Origin of the sequence: Alteromonas macleodii (genome assembly GCF_903772925.1) — a bacterium.
GTDB classification, from domain to species: domain Bacteria; phylum Pseudomonadota; class Gammaproteobacteria; order Enterobacterales; family Alteromonadaceae; genus Alteromonas; species Alteromonas macleodii_A.
The window spans coordinates 1,945,654-1,965,796 of record NZ_LR812090.1 but is presented as its reverse complement, the minus strand read 5'-3'; the positions used below and the strand labels follow the sequence as shown (position 1 = coordinate 1,965,796).

The 20,143-nt window shown below is 43.3% G+C and carries 16 protein-coding genes and 1 tRNA gene; 8 read left to right on the top strand and 9 right to left on the bottom strand.

Annotated elements, in window-relative coordinates; translation table 11 throughout:
- Positions 1-24 precede the first annotated feature (24 nt).
- From PCAR9_RS08495 to PCAR9_RS08485, 3 genes are all read right to left on the bottom strand, one after another.
- Positions 25-101 (bottom strand) — tRNA-Met (locus PCAR9_RS08495).
- 203 nt (positions 102-304) lie between these two features.
- On the bottom strand, positions 305-607 hold the full coding sequence (locus PCAR9_RS08490) for a 4a-hydroxytetrahydrobiopterin dehydratase (protein ID WP_179983221.1): 303 nt from the start codon (positions 605-607) through the stop codon (positions 305-307).
- 193 nt (positions 608-800) lie between these two features.
- Complete coding sequence (locus tag PCAR9_RS08485) at positions 801-3,506, bottom strand: TonB-dependent receptor (RefSeq protein WP_179983220.1); 2,706 nt, start codon at positions 3,504-3,506, stop codon at positions 801-803.
- Positions 3,507-3,927: 421 nt separating this feature from the next.
- On the opposite strand from PCAR9_RS08485, the gene PCAR9_RS08480 reads away from it, so the two are divergent.
- The gene (locus PCAR9_RS08480; RefSeq protein WP_179983219.1) at positions 3,928-4,911 is read left to right on the top strand and encodes a mechanosensitive ion channel family protein; all 984 of its coding nucleotides are present in this window, start codon (positions 3,928-3,930) and stop codon (positions 4,909-4,911) included.
- A gap of 18 nt (positions 4,912-4,929) precedes the next feature.
- A complete protein-coding gene (locus PCAR9_RS08475) occupies positions 4,930-5,094 on the top strand; it encodes an entericidin A/B family lipoprotein (protein WP_081765829.1) in 165 nt (54 codons plus the stop codon).
- A gap of 171 nt (positions 5,095-5,265) precedes the next feature.
- On the opposite strand, the gene PCAR9_RS08470 is transcribed toward PCAR9_RS08475, so the two are convergent.
- Positions 5,266-5,718, bottom strand: coding sequence for a MaoC family dehydratase (locus PCAR9_RS08470; protein WP_179983218.1), 453 nt, complete (start codon positions 5,716-5,718; stop codon positions 5,266-5,268).
- A gap of 232 nt (positions 5,719-5,950) precedes the next feature.
- Here PCAR9_RS08470 and PCAR9_RS08465 point away from each other — a divergent pair, with 232 nt between their 5' ends.
- Complete coding sequence (locus PCAR9_RS08465) at positions 5,951-6,853, top strand: LysR family transcriptional regulator (protein WP_179983217.1); 903 nt, start codon at positions 5,951-5,953, stop codon at positions 6,851-6,853.
- Positions 6,854-6,918: 65 nt separating this feature from the next.
- Here PCAR9_RS08465 and ydiJ read toward each other — a convergent pair whose 3' ends face one another.
- Positions 6,919-9,975 carry a D-2-hydroxyglutarate dehydrogenase YdiJ gene (gene ydiJ, locus PCAR9_RS08460; RefSeq protein WP_179983216.1) on the bottom strand — a complete coding sequence of 1,019 codons (3,057 nt, stop codon included), beginning with the start codon at positions 9,973-9,975 and terminating at the stop codon, positions 6,919-6,921.
- A gap of 185 nt (positions 9,976-10,160) precedes the next feature.
- Here ydiJ and PCAR9_RS08455 point away from each other — a divergent pair, with 185 nt between their 5' ends.
- A complete protein-coding gene (locus PCAR9_RS08455; protein WP_179983215.1) occupies positions 10,161-11,180 on the top strand; it encodes a CobW family GTP-binding protein in 1,020 nt (339 codons plus the stop codon).
- A gap of 22 nt (positions 11,181-11,202) precedes the next feature.
- Here the strand turns inward: PCAR9_RS08455 and PCAR9_RS08450 are convergent, their stop codons facing one another.
- Complete coding sequence (locus PCAR9_RS08450) at positions 11,203-12,534, bottom strand: dihydroorotase (RefSeq protein ID WP_179983214.1); 1,332 nt, start codon at positions 12,532-12,534, stop codon at positions 11,203-11,205.
- A gap of 34 nt (positions 12,535-12,568) precedes the next feature.
- Positions 12,569-13,021 (bottom strand): Fur family transcriptional regulator, encoded by a 453-nt coding sequence (locus PCAR9_RS08445; RefSeq protein ID WP_179983213.1) that lies wholly within the window; start codon positions 13,019-13,021, stop codon positions 12,569-12,571.
- Positions 13,022-13,346: 325 nt separating this feature from the next.
- On the opposite strand from PCAR9_RS08445, the gene PCAR9_RS08440 reads away from it, so the two are divergent.
- Entirely contained in the window at positions 13,347-13,739 is a 393-nt protein-coding gene (locus PCAR9_RS08440) for a DUF3718 domain-containing protein (protein ID WP_179983212.1), read from the top strand.
- A gap of 151 nt (positions 13,740-13,890) precedes the next feature.
- Here the strand turns inward: PCAR9_RS08440 and PCAR9_RS08435 are convergent, their stop codons facing one another.
- Positions 13,891-15,408: a mannitol dehydrogenase family protein gene (locus PCAR9_RS08435; RefSeq protein WP_179983211.1), complete on the bottom strand. Its 1,518-nt coding sequence runs from the start codon at positions 15,406-15,408 to the stop codon at positions 13,891-13,893.
- A 10-nt stretch (positions 15,409-15,418) separates the two neighbouring features.
- A complete protein-coding gene (locus tag PCAR9_RS08430) occupies positions 15,419-17,134 on the bottom strand; it encodes a purine-cytosine permease family protein (RefSeq protein ID WP_179983210.1) in 1,716 nt (571 codons plus the stop codon).
- A gap of 458 nt (positions 17,135-17,592) precedes the next feature.
- Here PCAR9_RS08430 and PCAR9_RS08425 point away from each other — a divergent pair, with 458 nt between their 5' ends.
- From PCAR9_RS08425 to PCAR9_RS08415, 3 genes are all read left to right on the top strand, one after another.
- Positions 17,593-18,288 carry an HAD family hydrolase gene (locus PCAR9_RS08425; RefSeq protein WP_179983209.1) on the top strand — a complete coding sequence of 232 codons (696 nt, stop codon included), beginning with the start codon at positions 17,593-17,595 and terminating at the stop codon, positions 18,286-18,288.
- Entirely contained in the window at positions 18,281-19,237 is a 957-nt protein-coding gene (locus PCAR9_RS08420; protein ID WP_179983208.1) for a sugar-binding transcriptional regulator, read from the top strand. The genes PCAR9_RS08425 and PCAR9_RS08420 overlap by 8 nt, the downstream gene beginning before the upstream one ends.
- A 355-nt stretch (positions 19,238-19,592) precedes the next feature.
- Entirely contained in the window at positions 19,593-19,991 is a 399-nt protein-coding gene (locus PCAR9_RS08415) for a DUF3718 domain-containing protein (RefSeq protein WP_179983207.1), read from the top strand.
- The last annotated feature ends 152 nt before the right edge of the window (positions 19,992-20,143 follow it).

Below are 20,143 nucleotides of genomic sequence, written 5' to 3'. Positions count from 1 at the left end.
CTTTGAAATTCTGGTCATTTTCTGTGGTTGCGGGAGCAGGATTTGAACCTACGACCTTCGGGTTATGAGCCCGACGAGCTACCAGACTGCTCCATCCCGCGCCAGAAAATTAACGTTGTAACCGCTGCGTTTCATGCCTCGCTTCAACGTGGGGCGTATTATACATAGAGACTTATTCAACACAAGAGCCAAGCCGAGAAATATTTCATTTTTCTGACTGTTAGCGGTTTAATTAACCAACATGTGCAAAGTTAATACAAATCGCCGCCGAAACAAGCCCATTTTAACCAGCTGACTACCCTAACTATCTAAATTTTTCCATTTTTTCTGCAAGTGAAAAATCGAGTTCCGTTAGTCCATCAGCATCATGAGTAGTCAATGTCACTTCCACTTTGTTATATACGTTGAACCATTCGGGGTGATGTTTTAGTTTTTCCGCCCAAATCGCGATTTGCGACATCCACCCAAATGCACGTATAAAACTTTTAAACTTGAACGTCTTTTTAATTGTATCTCCACTTTGTTCCCAAGGTGTGTCATCTGATACCAGTTCGTTCAACGCATCTAACTTTGCAGTGATTTCTTTCTCTGACAGCTTAGTCGCCATTCTTCTCTCCTTCGCTTCACGTTGTTCATAGGTAACCCTATGCCGTAGGTGCGTCATAATGTAATCAATCGGTTTATAAATGGAAAATATCGTAGACGAAAAAGGGAGGGCGTAGTGGAGACAATGGTTTACAAAAAAACCTGCCTTTAACTATTAACAATAAAGGCAGGTTTTCACTGTGTTATTTTATTAATTAAAACTCAATTGCTAAGCGAGCATAAATTTGGCGCCCTCTTGGATCATGAACCTTAGAGTCAAAACCGCTGTTGGTAAATAATTGAGGCGGCTCTTCATCGAACAAGTTAATGGCACCTAAAGTTAATACATAGCTTTGCTCGGTATCGTACAACCCGCCCAAATCAATATTGTATTGGGCATCAACCGTTAGGTGGCTATCAACTTCATAAAAGCCATTTGAGCAACCACCTACGTTAGCCGTCCCGTCTGCACAGTTTTGATCGTCATCATAAGACGAAATATAACGTAGAAAGATATTGGCAGCATGAATATCGCTTTGCCATGCTAAACCTAAGTTAGCACGCAACTCAGGTGAAGACACACCTATGTTATTGAAATTACGACGTCCAGCGCCATCAATGTTACCAGCCTGAGGGTCCATCAAATCGTATTTAGTAATGTAAGTTGCATTTAACGTTGGCGTAAAGTTACCAAAATCCGTTTCAATTTTATAACTTGTAACGAAATCGAGACCTGACGTTTCTAGCGAGCTTGCATTAACGTAGGTGTTATTTACTTGAAGTACAGGCCCTGTTAGCGGGTCACCCGCGCGAATTACTCTCTCTGTATTGGTCGGATCTTCATTTAGCACAGCTTGCGCATTTTCCTGAATGATCAGGTCTTCGAACTCAAAGTTCCAATAATCAACCTCAACAGAAAGGTCTCTGAAAGGCTCATAAGAGAAACCAATATTGTAAGCAGTCGACTCTTCTGGTTTTAAATCTTCATTACCTGATGTTCTAACTGCCACGAAAGCAGTTGCACCTTGCACGGGGTCGATAAGCTGCTGCAACGATGTAGCGCCCCCCTGCGCTAAGAATACCGTTGGCGCTCTGAACGACGTGGATATTGAACCCCGTAATGAAAACTCATCAGTGGCGCGCCATGATATAGCCAGTTTAGGGTCGACTGTGCTGCCAATAGAGCCGCCGTAATCTTCATAACGCACTGCTAATTGCACATCTAATTCGTCATTAATAGGCAACGCAAGCTCACCAAAGGCTGCCCATACGTCTTGACTACCGTCAATATCGGGGTTGCCGATTACAAAGGTAAAGCTGTCCTGATTAGCCAAGTCATCGTAGTCTTGGCTAAGCTGATTTTCACGGTATTGGACGCCTAGCGCTAATGCTGCAAAGCCGCCGCCCATTTCGAACACATCAAACGAGGTAAACGCTTCGAATACTTCAAGATCTGCTTTCGAATCAATAACCTCTGTTCCGGTAAATGAACTCACTACATAGTCAGAATTCGGAGCACTCGTATATGAACTCGCAAACGGATTGAAGAATTCACAGTCACCCACTCCCGGCGAGCCAGCAATTGGGTCACAATTTGAGCCACCTAGCCCGTATAATGCAAGTTGAAACTCGGTATTGAGCACATCGGGTACTCTAAATACAAAATCGTTCACTGCACGGGTGTAGCTGACCTCCCAGAAACCAGTATCTGTTACGCCCTGCAAGCTAGTACTGAAGCGCAAGGTATCCGATTCGGTATTGGCTGAATCACCAGGAAAACCATTACCTTCAGCACGCCCAAAAAACGCCACTGGCTGACCAAATGGGTTTTGCGGGTGATAATCTGGAACGATAGGCGACGTTAATATAGGGAAGCTCGGTGCCCCGCCCCGTTCAGCACGGTTTCTAGCAGTACTGAATTCAGCTGTCCACGTAATATCATTATCAAATACATAGTCAGCGCGAACGTAGGCGTTAGTTCTGCTCTCATCAGCTACATAAGAATAGAACTTACCAAAGTCAAAACCACAAAAACCAACCTCTAACCCCGGGATGGTGCCACTAGGCGCAAGCAGGTTTGGTGCGCCGCCAAATTCTTCACATCCGTAAGGGTCAATAATAGGTAGAGGGCCTGCACCAGGAATATTTAAAAAGAAAGAGCCAGGATTACCCAATGCACTTGTATCATCTTGTGGTCGGCTTAAGCGTCGGTCGCTTAAAAACAGGGGTGAACGATTTGTGTAACTAATTGCCGCTAATACGCTCCCGTTATCGCCTGTTGCCCCCCACAAACCTTGCAAAATATATTCTTTATTGTCGCCGTGTGCACCGTCTTGGTAGTCAGCAGTCACCATGGCACCGTCATAGTTACGCTTAGTAATAAAGTTAACCACACCTGCAACGGCATCTGAACCATACAAAGCAGATGCGCCATCTTTAACTACTTCCATTCTGTCAATGGCAATCATAGGTACAAGCGAGCTTGTGTCTACAAAGTTGAGCCCTTCGTTTGTAGGCTGAGCGGTAACAACTTGGCGCTTGTTATTAAGCAGTACCAAAGTAGATGCTACACCTAAACCGCGAAGGTTGATGTTAGAGGTGCCTGCGGTGGCATTTTGGGTGAAAGCGTCTGGGTTGTTCTCTGCACCAGTGTTGATGGTTAACGTCTGAGTGATATCCGCGATATTTTTGGCACCAATGGCGTCTATTGCAACACTGTCAACAACAGCGAGCGGTGATGGAGATTCAAAGTTTTCGCTTCTGCGAACAAAGCTTCCGGTAACAAGGATTAGTTCTACGTCTTTCTTAGCTTCTTGCTCGGATTCAACGTCAGATTCTTGGGCTGATGCGATATAAGGAGAGCAAAATAACGCAGTGCCGACCATTGCGGCTACTGCTGTCTTACGCGTTTTAAATTTCATAGTGTGATTCCAAATCTGGGCTTATCACTACCGGCACTACTACCCACACTTTCCGCTAGCAACAGGCTGTTCGATTTCGTGTTTGTTATTGTTAGAGGTCTACAGAATGTTGACCTACATCACTGATACTATGCCCGAATTTTAGCTTTGTAAATTTATTGTGAATAATATGTTTACATTAATTTTACACATGGTCAGACCAGATATACTTAAGGCTAACAAGAAAAAATCACGTGACAGCGGGGATTGAAATATAGTGAGAAGAACTTGCTCTAACTGCGTAATTTATTCACTACAGGGTTTTAAAGGGAAAACCAGAAAATTTATTAAATACTTTAAAATCAGATCTTTACCAAAAATCTGAAAGCGGAACAATTTTTGAACCTTTTTGTGGCATCAATCGAAAAAGGTAATGGAGTCTATGGAGTTCCCCAAGATAGATGAAGTATACAAGCTTCTAAGTGAAAAGCTTGAAGGCTGGATGGAAGGCGCAATCACCTTACTACCAAACATTGTTGTTGCATTTGTCATTGCGATTGTTTTTGGTCTTATCGCTAAAATGGTAGGAAATGTTGCAGGCAAGTTGATGCGACGGACCTTTGAGTCTCATCAGATAGCCGGTCTTCTTACGTCTATTATTAAAGCCCTAGTTCTTGTTGCCGGTATATTTATCGCCCTAGATTTTGTCGGCCTAAAAGGCACGGTAACATCTCTTCTTGCTGGTGCGGGTATCGTTGGCCTAGCCATTGGTTTTGCGTTTCAAGATATGACGGAAAACTTCATTGCCGGTGTAGCAATGGGCATCAGAAAGCCTTTCGATATTGGTGATGTGATTGAGGCTGAAGGGGTCTTTGGAAACGTCAAAGAAATAAACCTACGCAATACGCTTGTTGAAACCTTTTATGGCCAACTTGAAGTTATCCCAAACAAGATCCTATTTCGCAATATCTTGACCAACTACTCCTATCTAGGCTACCGGAGGATAGAGGTTCCGGTTGGCATTTCATACGCTGACGATATTGAAAAAGCCGCGCAAGTTATCACCGATGCGATGAACGATAAAGACTATGTAATTAAAAAGGACGAGACCGCCGTTTATGCAGAATCATTCGGCGACTCGAGTATCAATTTACTACTGTGGTTTTGGATCCGCTATCCCGGAGAACCTGGGTTCATGGTTGTGCGTCACGACGCCATTAACACAGTCAAGACCGTGCTAGAAGACAACGACATTCTAATCCCGTTCCCTATCAGAACATTAGATTTTAATGCAAAAGGTGGCGATAAGCTCAATGCTATGCTCAAGCAGCGCGATGAGAGGAGTTCATCTGATAATAATTCATCGTCACAAACAAACGGTGACGAAAAAGCGGCTGATAATTCAAGTCAAGCCGATGATGAGTAAAACCTAAGGAGAAACAAAATGGAAATGTTAAATTCAACAACACGTAAACATACGTTTTTAGCACTTATTTTTGCAGCGAGTATTGGAAGCTTGGGCGGTTGCGCGACTATCGAAGGCGCTGGTGAAGATATTCAAAGTGCAGGCGAAGCAGTTGAAGAAGGTGCACAAGAAGCGTCAAATTAAGACGATAGTTGTGCTAGTTGATAAGGTCAGATAAGGGGTTGCCTTTTCTGACCTTTTTTCCATCTGACCTTTATTCGTAATAAACAAACTTTGGTTTGTTAACTGAACGCCGTATACGAGCGCAGACTGTGTAAAATCAAGCTTATGTAAACCTACGCCATAGTTCAGTTACTATTGTGGTTTAATGACCGCCAACATTAAAAAGCTTCCTACTAGTGCTGGGTTCCCGCTCGACTTCAAAATGCAGCTAGCCTCTACCTTAAAAAGCTTACCTTGAGGCTTATCGCTTACATCAACAAGTTTAAATTGGTACTTTAACGCGTCATTGCATTTGACCGGTTCAAGGAATCGAAGTTTATCTATGCCATAGTTTATCATTGAGGCAATGTTGTCACTTGGAGCAAGTACCTCACCAAAAGCTTTGGGCATAAGACTGGCACTTAAAAAACCGTGTGCAATGGTTGTTTTAAATGGACTCTCTTTTTCACAGCGAGTTGTGTCTAGATGAATCCACTGATGATCGCCAGTGGCATCAGCAAATTGATTAATCATGTCTTGAGTTACAGTTAAAAAATCAGCTTGTTCAAGCACATCCCCAACCGATAAATCTAAAAGCGTCTTCATATCTAAGTCCAATCTCCGTTTATTAACGACGAAACTACTATTATTCAGTTGAATGTTTCAATTAACTTTTAATAATAGGTATTTATAAATATTCTTGTTACACTAACGTAAATTATTCGTAGATGCTATGTAGCAACAGTCTCTATAGTTGCTCGTTTTTCGCTGTGAAAACAGCAGTGGTTCTTCATTTTTTGGCTTTTTTATTAGGGTAGTCGCCCGTAAAGGACTAGTTATGAATCTCAATAGAATTGATTTAAACCTGTTTGCCGTATTCGACGCTATTTATACGGCTGGTAGTTTAACCAAGGCAGCTGATGTCTTGTGTATCACCCAACCAGCGGTTAGTAACTCGTTAGCCAGATTAAGAGAAATGTTGAACGACCCACTTTTCGTGCGCACAGGTCACAGTATGACCCCTACACCCGTAGCACAGAACATTATCGTGCCAGCCCGGCAGGCGCTTGCATTGTTACGCAAGAGCGTCCAGGAAAGCCACACGTTTGACCCACTCACTGCCGAGAAGTCTTTTAACTTTGCCAGTCGAGATTTGTTAGAGGCCAGTATCATGCCTCGCCTAGTGTCTCGTTTACAGAATTTAGCGCCTAATATCGCCCTAACGAATTATGAGATTCCTCGAAGCCAAGTAGTTTCAGCAATGGCGGCAGGTACGCTAGATTTCTTCGCCGATGCATCTACGTTTACTGATCCGCATCTGTGTAAAGAGAAAATAGCGCAAGACCGATTTGTGGTACTTGCTCGCAAAAACCACCCTGCTCTTAAAAACGGTTTGGATTTAGATACATTTTTGCGTTTGGGGCATATTAACGTATCTCAGCGCAAATCTGGTGCGGGTCCTATTGATGTTGCTCTCGACAAGATGGGCAAACGAAGAAAAGAGGTTATGCGTGGGCAGCACTTCTTGACCGTGCCTAGTACTATCGTAAAAACTGATCTAATCGCCTGCTTACCGTTTCATTTGGCGAAGCACTATGATTTAGCTATTTACGAACTTCCTTTTGACCTGCCACCGGTAGAATACTACTTGTATTGGCACGTTAGTGCAGACCACGACTATGCACATATGTGGATGCGTGAGCAAATTATGGAAGTGGCAAGTAACTTCAAGCCTCATTGATTCTAAACTCTTTTGATACGCAAAAAGCGCCCTGCAGCCTGAAGTGTCCGCGGGGCGTTTTGATGTTAGATTATTTCGTTTACCACTTCTATAGGGTGTCGTGGCTTACTTCCTTCAAAGCGCGCTACTTGGCTGCGGCAGGAAAATCCAGTCACAAGCACTTCATTAAGTGTTTCCTTTTGCGCACTAGCGAAAACAGGAGCCCAGCTTAGCGTATAAAGTGCTTTAGAGCTTTCTAAATGTGATGCTTCGTGGCCATAGGTTCCTGCCATACCGCAGCAGCCAACAGGCTTGTGAGTAAGGTTCACACTTAGATGCTGAAATATGCGTTGCCAACGCGCTGTGGTATCCGGCATGGCGGTTTTCTCGCTGCAGTGGGCAAGCAGAGAGAAATTCTTATCACACCCGTTACTACCGTTAATATCTGCGTTTAAACTTTTTGGCAACGCATCTATCAACCATTCATCAATGGTATGAACGAAAAACTTTCCGCGCTTATCTTTTAAGAATTTTTGGTACTCGTCGCGATAGCACAACACTAACGATGCGTCGGCTCCAACCATAGTAATACCTAACTCATGTATTTTATTTAGCCGCTTTGCCGTACCTAATGCTTGTTTTTCAAATTTGTCTAGAAAGCCTTTTACATGGGCGGGCTTACCGTTTGGAGTAAAGGGCACAAGTAATGGCTTAAGGCCCATTTTACTAATAACCTTTATTAGACTTTCTACACTTTTAGCGTCATAAAAACTGGTAAAAGGGTCTTGTACTACAGCAACATATTTTTCCCGCTCACTGTTATCAAGGCGTTCTAGTTGTTCGATATCCCCTGTACCTACAATTGATTTTACTCTGTCAACGAGCGTTGGGTAGGACAACAGCGGAGTATCTACATACCCCACTTTCTTCTTTAAAAACCATGTTACCCACTTGTGTTGAAGTAACCTGTTGTAAAGACTAGGCACTTTAGCAGTTAAGGGCGCAAGCGTTTCTACATTTGCCACCAGTAAATCCTTTAGCGGGCGCATATAACGCTGGTAGTAAATAGATAAAAAGATGGATTTGAAGTGAGGAACATCAATATTTACAGGGCACTGGTGAGTGCAGGACTTACACGATAAACAGCCGTCCATCACGGCTTTAACTTCATGAGAAAAATCAGCACCCTTAGTCAATACCGTGTTCTTAAAACGAGAGAAAACGTTACTTTTAAATTGTTTGTAGGATAATCCACCACCATTCTTGTCGTCTATTTGTCCGCTTAACGATAGCAGTCGCGCCCACTCCCTTAACATACTCGCCCTGCCCTTTGGCGTGTGACGTCGGTCTGACGTTACTTTACTCGAAGGGCACATGGGGGACGCTGGTTCGTAGTTAAAGCAAAGACCATTTCCATTGCATTCGAAAGCTGGCGCAAGGTCGCGTTTAACCGTTACAGGAATAATCCGCTCGATACTCGCCCTTTTGACCGCTTTAACGGAAACTAACTTATCTTTACTGCCCAACGGCGTACAAATTTTTCCAGGGTTCATTTGGTTATAAGGGTCGAACGCCGCTTTTATTTTGCGCATTTCATTAAACAGCGTTTCACCGAAAAACTCGGGACCATACTCGCTACGAAAGCCTTTGCCGTGCTCCCCCCACATTAGCCCGCCATATTTAGATACAAGCTTTACCACCTTATCTGAAAGATTATGCATAAGCGTCTCTTGCTCGGGGTCGGCTAAATCAAGGGCAGGCCTTACATGAAGAACGCCAGCATCAACGTGTCCAAACATGCCATAGTTAAGGTTGTGACTGTCGAGCAACGCGCGAAACTCAGCAATAAAATCAGCTAAATGCTCGGGGGGCACAGCGGTATCTTCAGCAAAAGCGATAGGTTTCTGTTCACCTTTAACCTTACCTAATAAACCCACTGCCTTTTTGCGCATTGCGTAAATACGTTGAATATCAGCCTTGTCATAAGTAATTCTGTAACCTGAAATATTCCCTTCACCTTGTTTTATTGCATCTTCAATAGCGGCTTCAAGGCTATCAATGTGGCCCTTCATTACCTCTATCGAGCTGGCGTTATATTCCACTAGATTTAGACCAAGTAGCTCTTCGTCGGGAACGTCTGTGATCAAGTGTTGTATGTCGTGCCAAATTATGTCCGTTTTGGCAAAGTTAAGTACTGTACTATCAATCGTTTCCACACTCGTCGCGTTCGCCTCAACCAATTGCGGAGCATGCCTCAGCGCGGCATCGAATGAGCGGTAGGAAATATTTATCAGTGCCTTAACCGGCGATATTTTATCTAGTGTTAATACGGCTTCAGTGACAAACGCCAAAGACCCCTCAGCGCCTGTAATCAACCTTCCTATATCGATGTGGTGACCATCGTATACGTGCGCTAAGTCATACCCTGTTAAAAAGCGATTTAGTTTCGGAAAAGTACGCTCCACCTCGTCCTTATAATTTACGCAGGTATCTATCGCTTGTTTGTAGATAGCACCTTCCGCAGTATTTTCATTGGCTTTTCGCTTTGCCATTTCTGTGGATATTTTGGTTGTTTCAATGACCTCACCGTTAACTAGCACTGCTTTAAGTGCAATAACGTGGTCGCTTGTCTTACCGTACACAAGCGACCCCTGCCCTGATGCATCAGTACTTATCATTCCGCCTAATGTGGCTCGGTTGCTAGTAGAAAGGTCTGGTGAAAAAAATAGGCCATGGGGGCGTAAAACATCGTTAAGGGAGTCCTTAACTATCCCTGTTTGTACTCTCACCCAGCCGTCTTCCACATTTAGCTCAATCACTTTATTTAGATAGCGACGAATATCTACCACAATACCATCGGTGAGGCTTTGTCCGTTGGTACCTGTGCCTCCGCCCCGAGGAGTAAAAGACACGTCAGGATACTTAGCCGCTAATTGCCCGATAAGCTGACAGTCTTCGTTACTTGTAGGGTAAATTACGGCTTGGGGCAGCTTATAATAAACGGAATTGTCAGTGGCTTGCGCTACGCGGGCACTATAGCTAGTTTCAATATCCCCGGTAAATTCACTCGCTCTTAGGTTTTCAATGAATGCGCGGTACTGAATAGCTAAATTTGAATCAGATTTTAGGGCGGGGAGAGTCACTACCTTAATTTCCTTGTTAAAACGGGTAAATCAATGACGAAACAACATGTCAAACTGGCCATGCACGGCCTGCAAATGTTATAATATAACATATCCAATTCGTATTATAGGGCTATGCCTATTGGTGTGATAGCCTATAGCGCTATATTTCAATAACGCATCGTATAGTAAGAGCAACCATAAATATGATTAAAGCAGTACCTACCAACATCATCACGGGCTTTCTAGGTGTGGGAAAAACATCCGCTCTACTACACTTGTTAAAGCAAAAACCTTCAAACGAGCGTTGGGCCATTCTAATCAACGAGTTTGGCGAGATAGGTATTGATGGTGCACTTGTGCAAGGTATGCAAACTGGAAAGCCTACTTCCATCTCAGAAAATGCGCAGAAAGTATTTATTAAAGAGGTGCCCGGCGGCTGCATGTGCTGCGCTGCAGGCTTACCTATGCAAATAGCATTAAATCAATTGCTCGCCCAGTCTAAACCCGACCGTTTACTGATTGAACCTACTGGGTTAGGACACCCTGTAGAAGTTATGCAAACCTTAAGCGCTGAACACTATCAAGACGTGCTGGATATTCAACGTACTATCACGTTAGTTGATGCAAGAAAGCTAACCGATCCTCGCTATACCACGCATGCCACGTTTAATCAGCAAATTGATATTGCCGATGTCATTGTAGGAAATAAATGCGATCTTTACGGGCTAAACGAAGCAGAAAACTTAACGGACTATTCGGTTAATAGAGGCAAGCAAAACACGCCTATCGTACTATGCGAACATGGAGAAATACCTTTTACTGTATTACAGGGAAAATCGGATGCGCTTGTAGAAATGAATGCACATGCCCACCATCACCACAATAGCGAGCCTACACCTTCAATTAACGAACGACCTTTTCCCGATTCAGGCTTTTTAAAAATCGAAAATGAAGGGGAAGGTTTTAAAGCTGTGGGATGGCGCTTTTCCCCCTCCATAGAATTCGATAGAGATGCGCTATTAGCCTGGATAAATAAGCTAGAAGTAGAACGCTTAAAAGCGGTAATGATCACAAGCACAGGCATATTTAGCTATAACCTTGCAGACGGCGACTTAGTTGAAAGTGAGCTAAGTGAGTGTGCTGAAAGTAAAATTGAAATTATTGCTGCTAACGTTAATACTGACTGGGATGATGAATTAGCCGCCTGTGTACAAGCCGGCTAATCATCCGCTCAACAGACGTGGCTTAACGCCTTGTATATTTTACCTCTCCGTTTACCAGCGTATAGTATGTTTCGCCATACAAGGTTTCGTTGATAAAGGGCGAGTTTTGTGACTTTGAAGCAAAAAATGAAGGCGTTACTGTAAACGGCGTATTTAAATCAAATAGCGCTAAGTCTGCACCTGCGCCTTCTTCAATTCGTCCGCATTTAATATTAAATATCGCACCAGCTTGCTTACTCATAAGATCAACAGCAGTATTTAAATTAAGCTTTCCTGTTTTGACAAAATGTGTGTAGATAAGCGCAAATGCGGTCTCCAACCCTATAATACCAAAGGGCGCTTTCTCAATAGGCAAAGCTTTTTCATGCGGCGCGTGAGGAGCGTGGTCAGTTGCAATAGCATCTATTATCCCTTCTGATAACGCTTCTCGACACGCAAGCATATCGTGTTTAGAACGAAGGGGCGGGTTCATTTTCCAATTCGCGTCAAGCGTACCATCGGCCTTAATGGGTATATCTTCATCGCAAAGCAATAAGTGATGGGGTGAAACCTCTACAGTTACATTAGCCCCTTGTACTTTTGCCTGTCTAATAGCCTCTATTGAGTCAGCGGTAGAAACGTGTAAAACGTGATAATGCCCACCTGTTTCTAGACTGTATTCACATCCCCGCTTCACATGTACCGACTCTGAGGATGCCTTAATTCCCTTTACATTATGTTTTCTAGATACGTCTCCTTCGTGGATAGCGCCGCCGTTTGATAAGCTTTCATCTTCGCTATGATCGAGTACTGGCATCCCAAGCGCTTTGGCGTTGATAAGTGCCTGCTTAAACAAGCTATTATTTTGAACGCCTTTACCATCGTCAGTAATGGCAACGGCGCCTGCAGCCTGGAGAGTTTCAAAATCTGTTATCTCTTTCCCTTCTAACCCCTTTGAGAGCGCCCCTGTCGGATAAACTTTACACAGCCCCGTCGTGCTGGCTTTTTCTACCATAAAGGCTACCGTATCTTCATTATCAGCGGTTGGCGTTGTATTTGGCATTGATACTACCGAAGTAAAGCCGCCTTTTACTGCTGCGCGGCTTCCGGAGGCAATATCTTCTTTGTACTCCATGCCTGGTTCTCTAAAGTGTACTTGGGGGTCAAGCAAACCTGGGGAGAGGAATAAACCAGTTGCATCTATTACCTTTTCAGAATTTTTTTCGGTAGAAGTTCCTTGTGGCGCGGGTAATGGACATTCTGAAATCTGGAAAATTTTGCCCTTTTCGATAGCGAGTGAAATAGTGATAAGGTCGTGGCCATTTCGCCCCAACAGATGGGGTGTGGTTGAAGCGTTATTGATTATGATCTTCATAAGTCCCTTCGTATAAAACAATTAAAATTGGGGATTATTGGCAACGTGCGCAAATACACGCGACTTCTAGGTGAGGCGTTATAATCTCGCATTGCAACGCTTGCGCTTGCTGGACAAGATGTTCATAAACAACAGGGTCTACAATAGACTCTTCAACTGCGCCACAGCGAACGCAAATTAAAAACTGCGAATACCCGTGGTGTTCACAGCATTTAGCACGAGCACATCCTATATACTTATTGTTGAGATTAAGTTTGTGAACTAAGTTTGCCTCTGACAGGAATTCAAGCGCTCGGTAAATAGTCATTGGTTTGATATTTTCGTCATGCCGCTTTGCATACAAATCTTTTATTTCATAGGCCGACAGTGGAGACGACGCTTCAATTAATATATTAAGTACCTGTTTGCGCTTCTGTGTTAAGCGCAGCCCGTCTCCCTCACATTTATCCTGAGCTATAGCAAGCAAGTTTTGAAATCGTTGATCCATTCTATCCTCAATCTAATAGCGACGAATATTATTCCCTGTTTACACTTCATTAAAGGCAAATAACCAAAAGCAATTTGTTACAGTATAACATATCAAATGCACTATAAAATGAGTCCCATGAAACTGTCCGTATTTTTGTTAACGACTACCTGAGGTTTTTTGTGTTAGCAGTTAAAGCTCGCCTAGGATTATCAAATAAAGCTTTCGCCCCCTTTTGATATAAAGATATATACCAAAGTATTAGCTAATGTATTTTTCTTAATTCAGCTTTATCGTTTAATCATCCCAACGAAAACAACTATTAAATTTACTTGAGGAATTAGCCATGTTGAAAATAGTTAAAGCTTCTCTTGTTATCGCTGGTACTTTCGGTGTGTCATCAGTAGCACACGCTGACGTTAGCGAGGCATTAGCAAATATATGCACCATTGTGCAGGCGGACGATAAAGGCGAATTAAGAAAGAAGATGCGCGCCGTTCAGTCTGACTATCGAATGAAACTAAAAGATTACTATTCGGGTGTTAGCTGCAGTGGTAACAGCCTTATCCGTACTGCGATGCTTAATAACGCTGTGGAAGCCGGAGAGTTGTTGGTTAAAAAGATGCCGAAAAGCGACTTAAAAGCCCCCGAAGCAGACGGCAAAACCTTACAAGCTTGGGTTGCGGAGAACGGCTTGCAAGACAGCCCAATCGCAGCGGTGCTTCAAGAGCGACTGTAAGACAATTTCACGCCATGTGAACCAGTTCAACATGGTTGCAGAGAAATCTGCACTTTAAGAAGCGACCTCCGGGTCGCTTTTTTCTTTTTAAGATTAAAAAAAGGAGAGTTAATATTTACTCTCCTTTTGTTTATTTACGAGTAACTAATACCTAACTGGCCTTAGCCACCGCTAGCTTTTCTTCAGAAATTGCTTCGCTTATCGAAAGTACAGGCTCATTTTGATAAATTCGCTCAAGGAATGCCTTATATACATCAGCAAATTTTTCTTGCTGGGCAAGCTCACCAAACACTTCTTCTACCTTCAAGAAGCTTAACCTGTCCGTGTCGTTTTGCTGGGCAGCTTGATGAAGTGTATCAGACAATACATCGTTGATTTCTAGCGGCTTTCCGTCTTGAGACGCGTGTTTATCAGAATAATACGACCAACACGCAACGACGAAGGCACTAATACTTACATCGCGACCAGCTACTAAGTTGTCGCGTACCGTAGGCAACAAGAATACTGGCAGTTTGGCTGAACTTTCTAAGCAAATACGTGCCAAGGTATCCTTGATAAACGGATTTGAAAAGCGAGAGATTAACGTGTCGCGATAATCAAATACATCAATGCCTTCAACCTGGTCTAGGGTTGGCATCACCTCTTTTTCCATAAAGATAGACAATAGCTGCTTTAACTGCGCAGCTTCTACACTTTCATGGATAGTATCAAGACCGGCAACTGAACCCACTAGTCCTAGTACTGAATGCCCGGCGTTTAGCATGCGTAGCTTCAACTTTTCATAAGGGGCTACATCGCTAACGAACTGTGCGCCCACTTGGTCAAACTGTGGCTTAGTGTTGCAAAAATCATCTTCAATAACCCACTGATCGAAAGGCTCACATACTACCGGCCAGCTATCTTCAATACCCTGCGCTTTTAACGAAACAATATCTTCGTTTGTCGTCGCAGGCGTAATTCTGTCCACCATAGAGTTAGGGAAGCTAACATTCTCGTTAACCCATTGGGCTAACGCTTGGTCGAATAGTTCGATGTAAGCTAGCAACATTTTTTTCAGCACATGACCGTTGTGCTGAATGTTGTCGCACGACATAACAGTAAATGGCTGAACATTGTTTTCTTTACGCTTTTTAATAGCAGCAACCAAATAACCAAACACTAGTTTTGGATTTTTGGGGTTTTCAATGTCATGAATAACGTCTGGGTTAGTGGTAATAAACTCCCCTGTAGACGCATCAAAGTTATAACCACCTTCTGTGATAGTTAAAGAAACAATGCGCACTTCAGGCTCAGACATTTTATCAATGACAGCTTGAGGGTTATCCGTTGCCATCATAAACCCTGTCATTGCACCTATAACTGACGCAACGCGTGAGCCGTCATTATGTTTTTCAACTAAGGTGTACAGGTTATCTTGCTCATCGAACACTTTTTTCATTGCGCGGTCGTTCTCGCGAAGACCCACGCCACAAATGCCCCAAGACAAATCGCCGGTTTTTGCCATCAGCCTGTCTACGTACATAGCTTCATGTGCACGATGAAAGCCGCCTACCCCAATGTGAACGATACCTGTTTGAACATTCTCCACATCGTAGGCTGGGCGCTGAATACCTGCCGGCAACGACGGTAAATTAGCTTTGTTTAATAAAATAGACGTTTGAGATTGCATAAAAACCTTATTAGCTTTGAAGCGCTTTTTGGCGACGCATCGCCCAATACGCAGTAACGAAATAGATAACGGTGCACGCGAACCCAATATTGAAAAATAGATCTCGGTTCGATTCGTACACGGCAAGCGTGTCACTAAGAGAAAAAGTTTTAATTGCTAGCGCGATGGACACAAGTAGGCTAGCTACAGAAGTAAGGCGCAATAGCTTGGTTACAGCGCTAATATCTTCAACGTGGTCGTTTTCTAACGCAGCTTCTTGTTGTTGATGCGCTTCAACGCGTGCATCGAAAGCCTCTACCTGCGCTTCCTGCTCTGGGTATGACTGTTTTGCACCGTACTTGGCTGCAAGCGCAGTATATACCGCAATAGTAAAGAACCAGGTTGGTATAAACAGGTAATAGAATGAAATTACATCTAAAGCATTTAAACCAAAGCCGAACACAAGTCCTAAGCCCCAGCTTGCAACAGCTGGCGTGCTATGAGTAAGACTCTGATAATGTGCCCAGTAGCGTGTATACCCAATTCGAGGGAAAATCATATGCTCAGCGAATACTATTGCACCCACTGGAACAACAAGTAGCCCAGCATAAGTTAGCAGCGGTAGTAACTTGGTAAATACAAATGGGAAGCAAGCAATGGCCACCGTAACCATACCAACAACGGCAGTGGTTTTGGTACGTGACTTATCTTTGAAAATAGCTTGTGCAGCAAGCCCGGCACGATAAAGGTTAGCATTTGCGGTAGTCCAACCTGCAACGATAACAATAACAAGACCTGATAGACCTAGCGCGTGGAAAGCAACATCGCCTGGGTCGAGTTCAACAATAGATTTTTGAACGATAACCGCGGTTCCAGCGCCCATAATACCCGCTGAAATCCATGCGATATAATGACCGAACAACATACCTGCTGATGTGCAAAGGCCGTAGCGCTTACGCTTTGCAAATCGAAGTAGCGCCATATCAATAAGACCAAAATGCGTAATGGTATTCGCTGCCCAAGAGAAGCCAATAACTTCTAATAAACCAATCCCTGGCTCACCGCTTTGTGTTAACCCCGTCCACACCGACGTACTGCCAATGTGCATAAAGTCGTTCCACGATGTTAGAAACGTTTGTCCTATTACAGATTCTGCTAGTGCAGGCATAAGAATAAGTGGACCACAGATGAACATAGTGAACAGCCAAGGTGCACAAATCCGGGAGAAGTCAGATACGGCGTTAAACCCGTACATGGCGACAAACACAACGATAACCCCTACTGCTAGCACTACAGCAACAAAGGCTAAGTTAGTCGGATACCAATTCAACTGCGCAGGAATATTTAATGCAAAGCGCACAGCCGTTGCCGATACTGTGATCATCGCAGCAGATATTACAGTGAATATGATCACGTTCGCCCAGTTATAGAGCTTTGTCATCGAATCGCCCGCGATCTTCTGAAGATAGGAGTACAAGCTTAGACGGGTTTCAACAGCTATAGGTGTAGTGATAAGTGTCCAGCTTAAAACCGCCAGTAGATTACCAATAAGTAAGCCTAACAAAATGTCGGTCATGGTGGCGCCTAGGGCGACAAACGTTGCACCGAAAACAAATTCTGTTGCGGCAACATGTTCACCGGCATACAAGCCCATGAAATGCTTCCATCCCTTTAATTTATGTTTAGCGACAGGGAGTTGCTCATCGCTTACCTGTGAAATATCAATATCGCTCGACGTTGACTTCATCTTCAAATCTCTTGTTGTAGGTGGCCGTCCCTTATTAAAAATCACTTTTGAGCATTCGCTCACTATATGGGACATATCTCATTTCGGTAGATATTTGCACATGGAAGTGGAATTGTAAATACCTATTAACAAAACAAAGTGCGATGTGAGTACAAATTTAACACAATATTATTTGCTATTTTTTCGCCAATATAGCGCTATTAAGACGCTAATCCTTTGAACTTACGGGATATTGGCTAGGCAGCAATTGTTAATAAATTGGATATTAAAGATACGCTTTCGATATGCTCTTTACTAAAGTGTTTTAAAAGGTAGAAAGCAAAGCACCAATTACTTTACACTTAAGCAATTGTACACGCCGTTTTATTATGTCATTACCAACTTGATGGTATGTTCTTTTCCTTTTGGTAGTGAAGTCTTCGTATAACTGGTGTTTTTGATATGAGGAAAAGTAACCTTTGCAAACAACTACCGTAAAGTTAGTGATCTTTGATTGTGACGGTGTACTCATTGATAGCGAAGTGCTGTCTATGGAAGCTTGGCAGGAAATTCTAGCGGACTATAACATTTCTTTATCGAAGCAGTTCTTTATCACTCACTTTCTTGGTAAAAGCGTAGAACACGTAGAGAAGATACTAAAAACGGACTTTTGCTTTGAGTTAACTGACGTGGTTAAAGAGGACTTTCACGCTCTGCTCTATGAAAAGTTTGAGCACTCATTGCGAAGGACACCAGGCATCAAGTACGTATTAACAAACCTTGATGCCCGCCACATTCCCTATTGTGTTGCCACAAGCAGTTCTCCCGAAAGAACGACTAAAGCGTTAAAAAGCACCGGCCTTTTCTCTTATTTTGAGGGACGTATTTTCACGCGCTCTATGGTAGAGAAAGGTAAACCAGCACCAGATTTGTTTTTACATGCTGCGGCAACGATGGGTATAAAACCTGAAAACTGCTTAGTTATTGAAGACTCTCAGCCCGGTTTAGCCGCAGCAGTAGCCGCCAAGATGTCCTGCCTTCATTTTACCGGTGGTGCACATTTACATAACGATATAAAAGCTGATATTCCAAATGACAGCAAATCTCTCTTTTCATGGGACGAAATTCATTCTCTTCTCCCTGACATTTTCGACGCGAGAAAAATAAATGAGTAAGAAAGCACAAAACGAACTTAACAAACTAGACGAAGCCGCAAGAGCAGGATGGATGTATTACGTTGGGGGCAAAACACAAGATGAAATTGCAAAAACCCTTAACACGTCACGCCAGAGCGCTCAGCGCCTTGTGGCGTTATCTATGTCAGAAGGCTTGGTGAAGGTGCGTTTGGAACATCCCATAGCCAGATGCATGGAGTTGGCGCAAGGCATTAAAGAAAAGTTCGGGCTGTCATTTTGTGAAGTGGTACCCAACGTCGACGACGATCCTAATTCCACACAGGGACTCGGCCAAGCAGGCGCTGCCGCCATAGAGCGTGCCCTTAAATTTGATACGCCACAAACTATTGCTTTTGGCACAGGGCGCGTTCTTCGAGCATGTGCAGATGAACTATCTATTCTTCATTGTCCCCAGCATAAAATAGTGTCGTTAGTAGGTAATATTGCAGATAACGGCGAAGCAACACGATATGATGTTGCCGTTCACGTTGCAGATAGAGTAAAAGCGCAGCATTACCCCATGCCCACACCAGTTATAGCCTCAAGTAAGTCAGAACGCGAAGTGTGGCAACAACAACAGCATATTTCACGCATTCACGCGTTTGCTGAGCAGGCGGATATTAGTTTCGTCGGTATCGGAAATTTAGGTAGCGTGTCACCGCTTTACAAAGACGGCTTTATCGGCGATGACGAATTAGGCGTATTGTCTGACTCTGGCGCATGTGGCGAAATAATAAGTTGGGTCTTTAATGAAGAAGGTGCACTCATAAAATGCGATATTAATGAAAGAGTGACGAGCTTTAAATTGAAAGCTACGCCAGAAAAGCCTGTTATTGGCGTGGCGGCGGGCGATAGTAAATTTAAAGCTATTAGGGGCGCACTTCGCTCTAAGTTTTTAAATGGCCTTATCACAACGGAGCGAACAGCATCAGCATTACTCGAAATTTAACACTACCTCTCACCGAGTAAACAAACAAATTTGATGTACTATTAGTGCCAACCTACTAAGACTAACTGGGCGCTAATTCGCTTTTCGACATAGTTAAAATGCAAAAAAACGGCATCAAACGCTGTTTTTTTGCACTTTATTTTGTGCTTTAACAATTGATACTAAAAACCCCTCTATCTCGCCAACGCCTTTAATACTAAAGGCTATAGCGCCCCCTACCCACTTACACCTTTAGTATAAGGTATTTGCCGACATACTTAGTTATTTCAGTGAGTATTTTTTGAACGCTTTGGTTGTCTTTTAATTAATCCCGAACAAACAAACCGATTAATGAAACAAACGAAGGAATTTAACCATGTTGAAAATCGTTAAAACCTCTCTAGTAATTGCAGCCTCTACTCTAGCTTTTTCTAACACAGCTCATGCTGACGATGTAAACGAGGCTTTGGCAAATATCTGTACTATTGTACAAGCTGACGATAAGAGCGAACTGCGTAAAAAAATGCGTCGCGTTCAGTCTGACTTCAAATTGAAACTACGCGATTATTACGCAGGTGTTTCTTGCGGTGGACAAAGTCTTATTCGAACAGCACTTACTAATAACGCTGTAGAAGTAGGCACATTGCTTGTGAAAAAGATGCCTAGCAAAGACCTAACGCAGCCAGAGTCAGACGGTAAAACCTTACAAGCGTGGATTGCAGAACAAGGCTTACAAAGCTCGCCAATTTCGGCGGAGCTTAACGACAGAATTTAGATAGCATTTTCACAACGCCATGTGAACCAATTCAACATGGTAGCAGCACATGCTGCGCTTAAGGCCCCACTGCTACGGGGCCTTTTTTATTGCTTTTTACTCTAAAGCTTATTCTTTGATGTTTATTGCGAATGCTTTGGTAGCAAAAACGT